The organism is Prauserella flavalba, assembly GCF_003202235.1.
Taxonomy (GTDB): domain Bacteria; phylum Actinomycetota; class Actinomycetes; order Mycobacteriales; family Pseudonocardiaceae; genus Prauserella_A; species Prauserella_A flavalba.
This window is the reverse complement of sequence record NZ_MASU01000008.1, coordinates 112,671-125,239: the sequence shown is the minus strand read 5'-3', so window position 1 is coordinate 125,239 and position 12,569 is coordinate 112,671. Positions and strand designations below refer to the sequence as shown.

The 12,569-nt window shown below is 73.9% G+C and carries 12 protein-coding genes and 1 pseudogene; 1 reads left to right on the top strand and 12 read right to left on the bottom strand.

The annotated features are described in order from the left end of the window. Nucleotide 1 precedes the first annotated feature (1 nt). The 6 genes from BA062_RS20980 to fmt all read right to left on the bottom strand — a co-directional run bounded on the left by BA062_RS20980 (nucleotide 2) and on the right by fmt (nucleotide 5,533). Nucleotides 2-628, bottom strand: coding sequence for a riboflavin synthase (locus tag BA062_RS20980; RefSeq protein ID WP_110339320.1), 627 nt, complete (start codon nucleotides 626-628; stop codon nucleotides 2-4). After that, a complete protein-coding gene (gene ribD / locus BA062_RS20975) occupies nucleotides 628-1,635 on the bottom strand; it encodes a bifunctional diaminohydroxyphosphoribosylaminopyrimidine deaminase/5-amino-6-(5-phosphoribosylamino)uracil reductase RibD (protein WP_110339670.1) in 1,008 nt (335 codons plus the stop codon). Before ribD ends, BA062_RS20980 begins: the two co-directional genes overlap by 1 nt. Nucleotides 1,636-1,666: 31 nt before the next feature. Beyond that, nucleotides 1,667-2,341 (bottom strand): ribulose-phosphate 3-epimerase, encoded by a 675-nt coding sequence (gene rpe / locus BA062_RS20970; protein ID WP_168214052.1) that lies wholly within the window; start codon nucleotides 2,339-2,341, stop codon nucleotides 1,667-1,669. Between the two features lie 353 nt (nucleotides 2,342-2,694). Continuing rightward, complete coding sequence (locus BA062_RS20965; protein ID WP_110339316.1) at nucleotides 2,695-3,195, bottom strand: flavoprotein; 501 nt, start codon at nucleotides 3,193-3,195, stop codon at nucleotides 2,695-2,697. Beyond that, nucleotides 3,192-4,610 (bottom strand): RsmB/NOP family class I SAM-dependent RNA methyltransferase, encoded by a 1,419-nt coding sequence (locus BA062_RS20960; RefSeq protein ID WP_110339314.1) that lies wholly within the window; start codon nucleotides 4,608-4,610, stop codon nucleotides 3,192-3,194. The genes BA062_RS20965 and BA062_RS20960 overlap by 4 nt, the downstream gene beginning before the upstream one ends. Next, nucleotides 4,607-5,533 (bottom strand): methionyl-tRNA formyltransferase, encoded by a 927-nt coding sequence (fmt, locus tag BA062_RS20955; RefSeq protein WP_110339312.1) that lies wholly within the window; start codon nucleotides 5,531-5,533, stop codon nucleotides 4,607-4,609. The genes BA062_RS20960 and fmt overlap by 4 nt, the downstream gene beginning before the upstream one ends. Before the next feature lie 89 nt (nucleotides 5,534-5,622). On the opposite strand from fmt, the pseudogene BA062_RS41350 reads away from it, so the two are divergent. Further along, nucleotides 5,623-5,901: pseudogene (locus BA062_RS41350) on the top strand (hypothetical protein); the annotation flags it as partial. A 20-nt stretch (nucleotides 5,902-5,921) separates the two neighbouring features. Here BA062_RS41350 and BA062_RS20945 read toward each other — a convergent pair. The 6 genes from BA062_RS20945 to gmk are packed head-to-tail and all read right to left on the bottom strand — an operon-like array spanning nucleotide 5,922 to nucleotide 12,566. Continuing rightward, nucleotides 5,922-7,982: a primosomal protein N' gene (locus BA062_RS20945; RefSeq protein ID WP_168214043.1), complete on the bottom strand. Its 2,061-nt coding sequence runs from the start codon at nucleotides 7,980-7,982 to the stop codon at nucleotides 5,922-5,924. Nucleotides 7,983-8,005: 23 nt separating this feature from the next. Beyond that, nucleotides 8,006-9,115, bottom strand: coding sequence for an acyltransferase family protein (locus tag BA062_RS20940; protein ID WP_425452938.1), 1,110 nt, complete (start codon nucleotides 9,113-9,115; stop codon nucleotides 8,006-8,008). 57 nt (nucleotides 9,116-9,172) lie between these two features. Further along, entirely contained in the window at nucleotides 9,173-10,375 is a 1,203-nt protein-coding gene (gene metK, locus BA062_RS20935; RefSeq protein ID WP_168214042.1) for a methionine adenosyltransferase, read from the bottom strand. Between the two features lie 55 nt (nucleotides 10,376-10,430). Continuing rightward, nucleotides 10,431-11,669: a bifunctional phosphopantothenoylcysteine decarboxylase/phosphopantothenate--cysteine ligase CoaBC gene (gene coaBC, locus BA062_RS20930; RefSeq protein ID WP_110339308.1), complete on the bottom strand. Its 1,239-nt coding sequence runs from the start codon at nucleotides 11,667-11,669 to the stop codon at nucleotides 10,431-10,433. A gap of 7 nt (nucleotides 11,670-11,676) precedes the next feature. Then, nucleotides 11,677-11,952, bottom strand: coding sequence for a DNA-directed RNA polymerase subunit omega (gene rpoZ, locus BA062_RS20925; RefSeq protein ID WP_110339306.1), 276 nt, complete (start codon nucleotides 11,950-11,952; stop codon nucleotides 11,677-11,679). After that, nucleotides 11,949-12,566, bottom strand: coding sequence for a guanylate kinase (gene gmk / locus BA062_RS20920; RefSeq protein ID WP_110339664.1), 618 nt, complete (start codon nucleotides 12,564-12,566; stop codon nucleotides 11,949-11,951). Before gmk ends, rpoZ begins: the two co-directional genes overlap by 4 nt. Between the last annotated feature and the right edge of the window lie 3 nt (nucleotides 12,567-12,569).

Genomic DNA, 12,569 nt, shown 5'->3' with positions numbered 1-12,569 from the left:
GTCACGCGTCCTCCTTGCCCTTGCCATTGTCCACCCCGGTGCCGGGCAGGTGGACGGCAGCCAGCTTCTCGACGTACTTGGCGAGGACGTCGACCTCGATGTTCACCACGTCGCCCGGCTCGGTGCGGCCGAGCGTGGTCAGCTCCAGTGTCGTGGGGATGAGCGCGATCGAGAACTCCTCCTTGGCGACGCCGGCGACGGTGAGCGAGACGCCGTCGACCGCGATCGAGCCCTTCTCCACGATGTAGCGGCCCAGCGGGGCCGGGAAGGCGAAGTGCGTGAGCCCGTCCGGATCGCGCGAGAGGAAGGTCGCGGTGCCGTCGACGTGGCCCTGCATGACGTGGCCGCCGAACCGGCCGTTCGCGGGCATGGCGCGCTCGAGGTTCACCTGGCGGCCCGCCTCGGCCCTGCCGAGGCTCGACCGCTTGAGCGTCTCGTGCACCACGTCCACGGTGAACTCGTCGCCCGAGACCTCGACGACGGTCAGGCACACGCCGTTCACCGCGATCGAGTCACCATGCCGCGCGTCGCTGGTCACCAGCGGACCACGCACCGTGAGGCGCGCCGCGTCGGACAACGGCTCGACGCGCGCGATCTCGCCGAGCTCCTCGACAATCCCGGTGAACACTAGCTGCCTCCCTCGCCGGTGAGCGGGACGGCGGCGATCCGCACGTCGTCACCGCTCATGGTGACCCCTTCGACCCGCCAACGGTGTGCTTCGGTGATGGTTGACACTCCGGAAGGCCCGAGCGCCGCGGGCCCGGCCCCCAGGAGCATCGGCGCGACATAGGCCAGGATCCGGTCCACCCGGCCGGCCCGCACGAATGCGCCCGCGAGCGTCGGCCCGCCCTCCAGCAGCACGTCCACCACGCCGCGCTCCGCGAGTGCCGTGAGCACCTCGTCGGGCTCGTGGGTCCTGGCGAGCAGCGTCTCCGCCGACTCGTCCAGCACCCGCGCGCCCTCCGGTATGCCGCCGGTGCCCACCACCACGCGCAGCGGCTGCCGGGGCGCGAGCGCGCCGTCGGCGTCGCGCACGGTGAGCCACGCGTCGTCGGCGCGCACGGTGCCCGTGCCCACTACGATCGCGTCGGCCGCGGCCCGGATGGCGTGGACCTCCGCGCGCGAGACGGGGCCGGAGATCCACCGGCTCGTCCGGTCGGCGGCGGCGACCCTGCCGTCGAGCGTGGCGGCGTACTTCCACGTCACGTGCGGGCGGCCGGTGCGCACGAAGTGCAGCCACGCCCGCAGCGGACCACCAGCGGCCTCGGCGGCGAGCAGCCCGCCCTCGACGTCCACCCCGGCGGCCCTGAGCACCTCGGCGCCCCCGCCGCCCAGCGGATGCGGGTCGGCCACCGCGTAGCGCACGGTCGTGACCCCGGCGTCCAGCAGCGCTCCCGTGCACGGCGGCGTGCGGCCGTGGTGCGAGCACGGCTCCAGCGTCACGAACGCCGTGCCGCCCCTGGCGCGCTCCCCCGCCTCACGCAGGGCCATCACCTCGGCGTGCGGCCCGCCGGGCGGCTGGGTGGCGCCCCGGCCCGCGAGGTTGCCGTCCGCGTCGAGGATGACCGCCCCGACCGGAGGGTTCGGGCTCGTGGTGCCGCGCACGGTCTCGCTCAGCGCGAGCGCCACCGTCATGGTGTCGTGCTCGCGTGCGGGAAAGGTCACCTCAGTGCGCCGCCCTGGCCTTCGCGGCCTGCGCGCGCAGCGCGGCGACGGCCTGGCCGGGGTCCTGCGCGCCGTAGACGGCCGAGCCCGCGACGAAGCAGTCGACGCCGGCCTCGGCGGCCTGCTCGATGGTGTCGGCGTTGATGCCGCCGTCGATCTCCACCAGCACCTGCAGGTGGCCGGTGTCGACGAGGCGGCGGGCGGTGCGGACCTTCTCCAGCACCTCGGGGATGAACGACTGCCCGCCGAAGCCGGGCTCCACCGACATCACCAGCAGCGTGTCGTAGTGCTTGAGGGTGTCGAGGTGGTCCTCGAGCGGCGTGTTCGGCTTGATGGACAGGCCGGCCTTCGCCCCGGCCGCCCGCAGGTTCTTGGCGAGCATCACCGGGTCGTGCGCGGCCTCGACGTGCACGGTGACGTTGTACGCGCCGGCCTCGGCGTACCCGGGAGCCCAGCGGTCGGGGTCCTCGATCATCAGGTGACAGTCGAGCGGGATGTCGGTGGCCTTGAGCAGCGACTGCACCACGGGAAGGCCCAGCGTGAGGTTGGGGACGAAGTGGGCGTCCATCACGTCCACGTGTACCCAGTCGGCGCGGGTGTCCCCGGCTTTCGCGACGGCGTCGATCTCCTCGCCGAGACGGGCGAAGTCGGCGGACAGGATGCTTGGTGCGATCAGCGGTTGATGGGCCACGCGCGCGAGTGTAGAGGGGTGCGCACGCCACCGATGGGTGCGCACCCCTCCGCGGGGTTTTCGTCCCAGTTGCCCGGCCGCTGCCCGCTGCGGTCGACGGGAGCGGACCGTGCCCGCGCCGGGCAGCCATGGCGGGCAGGATCCATCCGATGTGGACAGAAGAGCAGCTGGTCGGGGCGCTCGGCGCGCTGGGCGCCGACGTGCGCACCGGGCCGCACCGCGTACGGCGTCGCCCTCGTGCCCAGGTGGCCGGAGACTCGACGATCGGAAACCAAGGTCCGCCGTGCGCGCCGTCAGGGTGTCTCGCACCCGGTAGTGCCCGCTGCGGCGCCCCGCGTTCACGGCAGCAGGTCGAGCACGTCCGTCCACGGTCCCGCCCAGTCCAGCCGGTGGGTGCGCACACCTGCGGACACGAGCGCGTCGAGGTGGCCCCGCCAGGCCGGATGGCCGGAGCGGGTGTCGCGCACCTGGTAGCCGACCACGATCGTCACGGCCGGGTCGCCCAGCGCGTCACCGAGCACGGTCAGCGCCTGGTTGTCGGCGATGCCCAGCGCGAGCTTCGCCACCGAGCCCGCCGTCGCCGGCGCGAACAGGAACACCTCCGGATCGGGGTGCGGGCGCGGCTCCCCCGGCAGCCGCGAGCGGCTGCGGACCTCCAGGTCGGTGAGCTCCCTGAGCCGGTCCAGCTCGCCGCTCGCGGCGAGCCAGCGCTCGGCCGTGGGCGTGAGCGTGACCGCCAGCCGCCAGCCCCGCTCGGCGGCGGGCCCGGCGAGCTCCGCGCACAGCCGGGTCTCCACGCCGCCGCACGAGGCGGCGACCAGCCCCAGTACCCGGCTCACCGTGCCCTGGCGAGCGCGCAGAACATGGCGTCGGTGCCGTGGCGGTGCGGCCACAACTGCACGTACGGCCCGTCGCCCAGGTCCGGGACGCCGGGGAAGAACTCCCGTGCGTCCAGCACCTCGGCCTTCGCCCTGCGCACGCCGTCGCCGAACACGCCCTCCGTCTCGGCGAGGTGCGGCGAGCACACCACGTACGCCACGATCCCGCCGGGCCGCACGAGCCGGAACGCCGAGGCGAGCAGCTCGCTCTGCAGCTTCGTCAGGCCCGGCACGTCGGAGGGCCGGCGGCGCCACCGCGACTCGGGCCGCCTGCGCAGCGAGCCGAGCCCGCTGCACGGCGCGTCGAGCAGCACGCGGTCGTAGCCGCCCTCCAGCCCGGGGTCGCGGCCGTCGACGGTGTGCACCGTCACGGGCAGGCCCTCGGCCGCCCGCTCGACCAGCTTCGCGCGGTGCGGCGTCACCTCCACGGCGTCGACCGTCGCACCGGAGATGGCCGCCAGCGAGCCCAGCAGCACGGCCTTGCCGCCGGGACCCGCGCACAGGTCGAGCCAGCGGACGTCCTCGCCCTCGACGGGCGCGTTGGCCGCGGCGAGCGCCACGAGCTGGCTGCCCTCGTCCTGCACCACCGCCAGGCGCTCGCGGATCGGCTCCGCTTCGGCGAGGTCACCGGTGCCGGTGGGCAGGTGCACGCCGTAGGGCGAGTAGGGTGCCTCGTCGCCGCCGGTGATGGCGGCCAGCTCCTCGGCGCTGATCTCGCCCGGCTTGGCGAGCAGATGCACGGCGGGCCTCGCGTCGTCGGCGCGCAGCGCGGCCTCCAGCTCGGGACCCTTGTCGCCCAAGGCCTCCGCGAACGAGCGCGCGACCCAGCGCGGGTGTGCCGTGTGCAGCGCGAGGTAGCCGATGGGGTCGCTCTCGCGGTCGGGCGAGAGCTGCTCGACCCAGGCCTGCTCATCCTGCTCGGACACCTTGCGCAGCACGGCGTTGACGAACCCGCCGACATGCGAGCCCGCGGCCTCACGCACCAGGTCCACTGTGGACGCGACGGCAGCGTGCGCGGGAATCCTGGTGCGCAGCAGCTGGTACGCGCCGAGCCGCAGCGCGTCGAGCACCACCGTGTCCACCTTGGACAGTTCGCGGTCGAGGCACGCGGTGATGACCTCGTCGAGCAGGCCCTGCGCCCGCGCGGTGCCGTAGGTCAGCTCCGTGGCGAGCGCGGCGTCGCGGCCGGTGATCCTGCGCTCGCGCAGCAGCTCGGGCAGGACCAGGTTCACGTAGGCGTCGCGCTCGCTGACCGCGCGCAGCGCGTCGAACGCGGCCTGCCGCGCCGGGTCCTCCGCGGGTGGTTTGCGCGGGCCGTGCTTGCGCGGCGCGGGCCGCCGGTTCCGGTCCGGCTTGCGGTGCCTGCCGGTGTTCATGTCAGGCGCTCCTCGTGGTCGATCCTCGTGCCGCGCGCCCAGTCGGCCGCCGCCATGCGTTTCTTGCCCTGTGCCTGGACCTCGCCCAGCCGCACCGGTGTCGTCGCGGTGCCGACGAGCACCCGCTTGCGCTCGGCCAGCAGCACCCCCGGCGCCAGCTCGGGTCCCTCGACCGGCGACACGGGGCCGAGCTTGAACCGCTCGCCGCGGAACAGCGCCCACGCGCCGGGGTCTGGTGTCACCGCGCGGATGTGCCGGTCGATCGCGGCGGCCGGGTCGGTGAAGGACACCTTCGCGTCGTCGACGGTCACCTTGGGCGCGTACGTGACCCCGTCCGAGGGCTGTTCGACGGCCCGCAGCGAGCCGTCCTCGATGCCGTCCATCGTGGAGGCCAGCAGCGCGGCGCCGGAGACGGCGAGCCTGCCGAGCAGCTCGCCCGCCGTGTCGGTGCGGCCGATCTTCTCGGTGACCACGCCGTAGACGGGTCCCGCGTCGAGCTCCCTGACGATGCGGAACGTCGACGCGCCGGTGATCTCGTCGCCCGCCCGGATGGCGGCCTGCACCGGCGCGGCGCCCCGCCACGCGGGCAGCAGCGAGAAGTGCAGGTTGACCCAGCCGTGGCGCGGGATGTCGAGCGTCCGCTGGGGCAGCAGCGCGCCATAGGCGACGACGGGGCACGCGTCGGGAGCAAGCTCGGCCAGGCGCGCGAGGAACTCCGGGTCGCCCGCCTTCGGCGGCGTGAGCACCTCGATGCCGTGCTCGTCGGCGAGCGCGCCCACGGGCGAGCGCACGAGCCTGCGGCCCCGGCCCGCGGGGGCATCGGGGCGCGTGACGACGGCGACCACCTCGTGGCGAGGGGATTCCAGCAGTGCCCGCAGCGACGGCACGGCGGGCTCGGGGGTGCCCGCGAACACGAGCCTCATCGGCGATCCGGGGCGGTGAGGGAGAACAACATCGCCGGCCAGTCTAAGCCGCGCACCCACACGTGCCCGCGCCCGACCGCTGTGAAGGCATGACCGTCACGCGCGAGTCGTACGCTCCCGCCCGCGAGTCGTGCACTCAGGACGCCGAGTCGTGCACTCAGGACTGCGAGTTGTGCGTTCCGGCGCGCGAGTCGAGCGCTCGGCGGTGCCGGAACGGGCAACTCGCGGTCAGGAACGGGGGACTCGCAGGCTGGAGCGCACGACTCGCGGTCGAGAGCGCACGACTCGCGAACGGGAGTGCACGACTCGCGAACGGGAGTGCACGACTCGCGAGCGGGAGTGCACGACTCGCGAGCGCGAGTGCACGACTCGCGAACGGCGGTCCCGATCAGATCAGGGTCAGCGGGTCGAGCTGGATGCGGACCGGATCGGTTTCCTTGCGGGCGTTGCGGAGCGCGTTCACGGCGTGCGCCGCCGCGGCCAGCGCCCGGCCCTGGGCGCGCGGCACCCGCACGAGCGCCCGTTCCCGCTCGGCGCGGCCGTCCTCGTCGACCTCCCCCACCGGCACCGGGCCCAGCACCTCCGCCTGTTCGGGCAGGCTGATCTCGTCGAGCAGCGCCGCGACGGCCTCCGGCGTGCCCTCGAAGCTCGCCATGCGCACGGCGGGCGGGAAGCCCAGCTCCTTGCGCTCGGCCAGCTCCAGCTCCGCGTGCCAGCCGGGGTCCCAGCGCACGAGCGCCTGCACCGGCGCGATCCCGGCGTCGGCGCCCACCACAACCCGGCCGCCCTCCTTCGCCGGGCGCACGAGCGCGGCCGCCGTCATCCACCGCCGCAGCGTCTCCTCGGCGGCACGCAGGTCCTGCCTGCCCAGCAGCGCCCACCCGTCGAGCAGCAGCGCCGCGCCGTAGCCGCCCTCGGCCACCGGCTCCGCGCCGGGCGTCGCGACCACGAGCGCGGGCGCGCCGGGCACCTCGGCGAGCACCTCACCGGCGCCCGAGGTCCGCACCGGCACACCGGGGAACGCCCTGCCCAGCTCCTCCGCGGTCCGCTTGGCGCCCACCACGACGGCCCGCAACCGGCCGGAGCCACAGGCCGCGCAGCGGAAGCTCGCGTCGGCGACCCCGCACCACCGGCACCGCGGCACCCCGGCCTCGCCACCGCCCGGCAGCATCAGCGGGCCCGCGCACCGGCGGCACCGGGCAGGCGAGCGGCAGTGCCCGCACGCCAGCCCCGGCACGTAGCCGCGCCGGGGCACCTGCACGAGCACGGGCGCGCCCGCCGCCAGCCCCGCGCGGGCCGCCTCGAACGCGACGGCCGGCAGGCGCGCGGCGCGGGCCGCCTCGTCGCGGGCGACGTCGAAGTCCTCACCCGTGGGTGTCACGCGCGGAGCGCACGCCCGCAGCTCCTCGCGCGCGGCGACGATCGGATGGGCCCACCCGGACTCCAGCAGCAGCTGCGCCTCCGCGGTCCTGGCGTACCCGGCGGCGAGGAACGACGCCCTGCTCGCGTGCGCCCGCAGGATCAGCACATCCCGCACCTGCGGATACGGCATGTGCGGGTCGGCGTGCAGGTCGTCGCCGTCGTCCCACACCACGAACAGTCCCGGGTCGGCGACCGGGGCGAACATCGCGGCCCGCGTGCCCACCACGATCCGCACCGCGCCGCGCAGCACCGCGAGCCAGCGGCGGTACCGCTCCGCCGGGCCGAGATCAGCCGACAGCGCGACGACCGCGTCCTCCCCGGCGAGCGCGGCACAGGCGGCCCGCAGCCGGGCGACATCGCGGTGGTCGGGCACCACCAGCACGGCGCCCCGGCCCCGCGCGGCGACGGTGGCCGCCAGCTCCGCGAGCCGCGCGGGCCAGTCCTCCCCCGGCAGCGCCTGCCACACGGCGTGCGCGGCCCGGCCCGCACTCAGCGCGTCGGTGAACCCCGGCCCCCAGGGGTACCGTCCCCAGCCCGCGACGTCGGGCGGCTCCGGCGCGGGCGCGGGTTCGCGCGGCGGTTCGGCCTCGGCCTTGGCGTGCCGGGGCGGCAGGGCCAGCCGCAGCACGTCGATGAGCGTGCCGCCGTAGCGCTCGGCGACCGTCCGGCACAGCGCCGCCAGCTCGGGCGGCAGCACGCGCTCGCTGGAGGTGACGCGCTCCAGGAACGCGAGCCTGCCCTGGTGCTCGGTGGTGTCGCCGCGCTCGAGCAGGAAGCCGTCGACGAGCTGGCCCGCGAACCGCACGCGCACGCGGCAGCCGGGCACGGCGGCCTCGTCGAGCTCCTTCGGCACGTGGTAGTCGAAGGTCCGGTCGAGGTGCGCGAGCGGGACGTCGACGATCACCCGCGCGACCGGCGCGGTCTCCGCGGGCTCCCGGCGGCCCTTGCGGGAGGCCGCCGCGCGCTTGCCCTTGCCGGGCTTGGGCTGCGGCAGCTCCCACAGCGGGGTGGTCTCGGGACGGCTCACGCCGTCTTCTCTACCAGAGCGGCTCAGCGGGGCTGCCTGGCGTCGAGCCGCCGGGTGAGGAAGGTGAACACGGGCTGTTCGACCCACCGCGTCAGCGCCCAGCCCAGCAGGATCGCGGTGACGACGAACGCCGGCACCCAGCCCCACCACGGCACGCCGAGGTCGGCGAGGTGCCTGGCGACGATCGTGCCGATCACGTAGTGCATGAGGTACACGCCGTAGGAGATCCCGGCGAGCCAGCTGATGGGCTTCGCGAGCCGGCTGAGCACGGGCAGCTCCCACGCGGGCTGGTAGGCGGCCACGCAGATCAGCACCAGCGCCACGGCGAACGCGATCACCGAGTCACCGTCCGGCGGGTGCTTGTCGTGCGCGAGGATCACCACGCCGAGCATGCAGTACAGCTGCGCGAAGCTCATCCGGCCCTTGGACCAGCGGTAGATCGCCACGCCGGCGATCAGCAGGTGAGCGCGGTTGAGCCCGGTGCCGTCCATCATCATGCTCGCCCACGGCGCGACCTCGCCGGGCCGCATGAACACGTACCGCACGGCGAGCGGGATAAGCAGCACCGCCCACATCACCAGTGTCGCGGTGCGGCCCCGCACCCTGCCCTTCCAGGCGAGCAGCGCGATCGCGCTGAACCCGCACACCTGCACGGGCACGGTCCAGTGCGACAGGTCGACATACTCCACCGACGGCAGCAGCGTGTGCACCAGCGCCAGGTTGCCGACCAGGTCACCGTAGGACGGCCGGGGGAAACCCTCGGGGTGCAGCACGATGCTGACCAGGAAGATCACCACGACGGCCACCCAGAACGCGGGCAGCAGCCGGGCGAGCCGCCGCAACCACCACCGCAGCGGGGTTCCCCTGCCGATGGTCATCGCGGCGAAGTAGCCGGAGATGACGATCAGGATGGACGCGCCGAACGGGAAGTCCATCTGCAGCGGCCCCGGCGGCATGTCGAAGCCCGGCAGGGTGTGCGGCGCGAGGAACGTCGCGTGGAAGGCCAGCACCGCCACGATGCCCAGGACGCGGATGGCGTCCCAGCTGATGTGCCGTGTGCTCGTGGGCTTCGCCGCCCCGGCGGCCTGCTCCCCGGCCCTGCGCGACGCCGCGACGTCCTGAGTGTCCACCACGAGATCGGGAGCCTAAGGGAAACCCGTCGGTAGCCCACCACCGGGGCGGGCACCGGGTCAGGCGCCCACCGCGCTCCTGAGCGCACCGGCGCGGTCGGTGCGCTCCCACGGCAGGTCCAGCTCGGGGCGGCCGAAGTGCCCGTACGCCGAGGTCTGGGCGTAGATCGGGCGCAGCAGGTCGAGGTCGCGGATGATCGCCGCAGGGCGGAGGTCGAACACCTCCGTGATGGCGGCCTGGATCTTCAGCGGGTCGACGTGCTCGGTGCCGAAGGTCTCCACGAACAGGCCCACCGGGGCCGCCTTGCCGATCGCGTAGGCCACCTGCACCTCGACGCGGCCCGCGAGGCCCGCGGCGACCACGTTCTTGGCGACCCAGCGCATCGCGTACGCCGCGGAGCGGTCCACCTTGGACGGGTCCTTGCCCGAGAACGCGCCACCACCGTGCCGCGCCATGCCGCCGTAGGTGTCCACGATGATCTTGCGGCCGGTCAGGCCCGCATCACCCATCGGACCGCCGACCACGAACCGGCCGGTGGGGTTCACCAGCAGCCGCACGTCCGCCGAGTCGAGCTCCACCCCGGCCAGCACCGGCGCCACCACGTGCTCGCGCACGTCGACGCCGAGCATCTTGTCCAGGTCGATCCCGTCGGCGTGCTGGCTCGACACCACCACGGTGTCCAGCCGCACCGCCTGCTCGCCCGCGTACTCGATCGTCACCTGCGTCTTGCCGTCCGGCCGCAGGTAGGGCAGCACGCCCTCCTTGCGCACCGCGGCCAGCCGCTGCGCGAGGCGGTGGGCCAGCGCGATCGGCAGCGGCATCAGCTCCGGTGTGTCCGAGCACGCGTAGCCGAACATCAGGCCCTGGTCGCCGGCGCCCTGCTTGTCGAGGTCGTCGAGGGCGTTCTCCAGCCGCGACTCGTAGGCCGTGTCCACGCCCTGCGCGATGTCCGGCGACTGCGAGCCGATCGCCACGTTCACGCCGCACGAGTTGCCGTCGAAGCCCTTGGCGGAGGAGTCGTAGCCGATGTCGAGGATGCGCTCCCGCACGATCGTCGGGATGTCCGCGTACGCCTCGGTGGTGACCTCGCCGGCCACGTGCACCTGGCCCGTCGTGATCAGGGTCTCCACGGCGACCCGGCTGCGCGGGTCCTTCGCCAGCAGGGCGTCCAGGATGGAGTCGCTGATCGCGTCGCAGATCTTGTCCGGGTGACCCTCGGTCACCGACTCCGACGTGAACAGCCTACGGTTCGACGCGGTCACGACGTCCTCACATCCTCGGTCGACAACAGCACGTGGGCGAACGCCCGGTGTGAGCCTACTGGCGATGGGCGCGGCGCCGCACCAGCTCGGTCACCGCGTCCCACACTGTGGCCGCCAGCAGGGACTTCGCCCCGAGCGGGATCCGCTGCTCGGTGCCGTCGGCGCCGAGCAGCCAGCCGGTGTTCTCCTCCATCTCGAAGGCCTTGCCCTCGCCGACGGCGTTGACCACCAGCAGGTCGCATCCCTTGCGCTTGAGCTTGGCCCGCGCGTGGTCGAGCACGCCGCCCTGCTCGTCGCCGGTCTCGGCGGCGAAGCCGACGATCACCTGGCCGGGCCTGCGGGCCTCGACGAGCCCGGCGAGGATGTCCGGGTTGCGGACCAGCGCGATCGTCGGGTCCGGGCTGTGCTCGGTCTTCTTGATCTTGTGGTCGGCGGTGTCCGCCGGCCGGAAGTCGGCGACGGCGGCGGCCATCACGACGACGTCGGCGGCGCTCGCCGCCTCCTCCACGGCGGCGCCGAGCTGGCGCGCCGTGGAGACGTGCACGACCTCGGCGCCGGCGGGCTCCGGCAGTGCCTCGGTGTGCGCCGCGACGAGCGTGACGTCGGCGCCGCGCTGGGCGGCGACCCGCGCGAGCGCGTAGCCCTGCTTTCCCGAGGAACGGTTGCCGAGGTGCCGGACGGGGTCGAGCGGCTCCCGGGTGCCGCCCGCGGACACGACGACGCGCAGGCCCTCGAGATCGCGGGGCAGCGCGTCGGAGCGGGCCAGCAGCAGACGGGCGACGTCGACGATCTCGCGCGGGTCGGCGAGCCTGCCCTTGCCGGTGTCGGCGCCGGTCAGCCGTCCCGAGTCGGGCTCGGTGACGACCGCGCCGCGTGAGCGCAGCAGCGCCACGTTGTCGCGCGTGGCGGGGTGCTCCCACATCTCCGTGTGCATCGCGGGGAAGAACGCGACGGGACAGCGGGCCGTGAGCAGGGTGTTGGTGAGGAGGTCGTCGGCGAGTCCGTGGGCCGCCCTGGCGAGCAGGTCGGCCGTGGCCGGCACGACGAGCACGAGGTCCGCGTCCTTGCCGACGCGGACGTGCTGAACCTCGGGCACCTCGGTGAACACCCCCGTGTGGACGGGGTGACCGGACAGCGCCTCGAACGTGGCCGCGCCGACGAAGTTCAGCGCGGCCTCGGTGGGCACGACGCGCACGTCGTGCCCGGACTCGGTGAGCCCGCGGAGCACCTCGCACGCCTTGTAGGCCGCGATACCGCCGCCGACGCCCAGGACGACCCGCGGTTTCGAGCTCACCGAGGTGTTACTCGCCTTCGGTGTGCTCGAGGAGACCGGCGTGGATCTCGCGGAGCGCGATCGACAGCGGCTTCTCGCGGGGACCCGGCTCGACGAGCGGGCCGACGTACTCAAGCAGGCCCTCACCGAGCTGCGCGTAGTAGTCGTTGATCTGACGGGCGCGCTTGGCCGAGTAGATCACCAGCGCGTACTTGGAGCTGACCTTTTCGAGCAGGTCGTCGATGGGCGGATTGGTGATGCCCTCGAGGTGCTCGCTCTGAGGACCCAGGGTAATCGAGGTCACTGACTGTGCTCCGAATCGTCGAAAGACTTGTTTTCGCCGGTTACCAAGTCTAGCAATCGGCGCGCGGCTACCTGCACGTCGTCGTTCACGACCCGCTCGTCGAACTCCGCGGCGGCCGCGAGCTCACGCTCCGCTTCCGTCAGGCGGGCCCGCACGGCCTCGTCGTGCTCGGTGCCGCGGCCCGTGAGCCGGTCGACGAGCACGCCCCACGACGGCGGCAGGAGCATCACGAGCTGTGCCTCCGGCATCGCCTGCCGCACCTGCCTCGCGCCCTGCAGCTCGATCTCCAGCACGGCGGGCCGTCCGGCGTTCAGCGCGGCCTCCACGGGCGCCCGTGGCGTGCCGTAGCGGTTGCCCGCGAACTCCGCGTGCTCCAGCAGCTCGCCCTTGGCGACCATGTCGTCGAAGGTCTCGCGGTCGATGAAGTGGTAGTGCTCGCCGTCGACCTCGCCGGGCCGGGGCGCGCGGGTGGTCACCGAGACACTGAAAAACACCTCGGGGTTCAGCCGCCGCAGCTCGCCGACGACGCTGGACTTGCCGACCCCGGATGGTCCCGAAACGACGGTGAGCCGGTGCCGGGCCGTCTCAGCCGGCACCGGCTCACCAGTTGTCATTCG

Coding starts and splice junctions, on each gene's coding strand:
- ribD (WP_110339670.1), bottom strand. CDS start 1,635: ATGACGGTGGCGCTCGCGCTGAGCGAGACCGTGCGCGGCACCACGAGC.
- BA062_RS20960 (WP_110339314.1), bottom strand. CDS start 4,610: ATGAACACCGGCAGGCACCGCAAGCCGGACCGGAACCGGCGGCCCGCG.
- fmt (WP_110339312.1), bottom strand. CDS start 5,533: ATGAGGCTCGTGTTCGCGGGCACCCCCGAGCCCGCCGTGCCGTCGCTG.
- gmk (WP_110339664.1), bottom strand. CDS start 12,566: ATGACAACTGGTGAGCCGGTGCCGGCTGAGACGGCCCGGCACCGGCTC.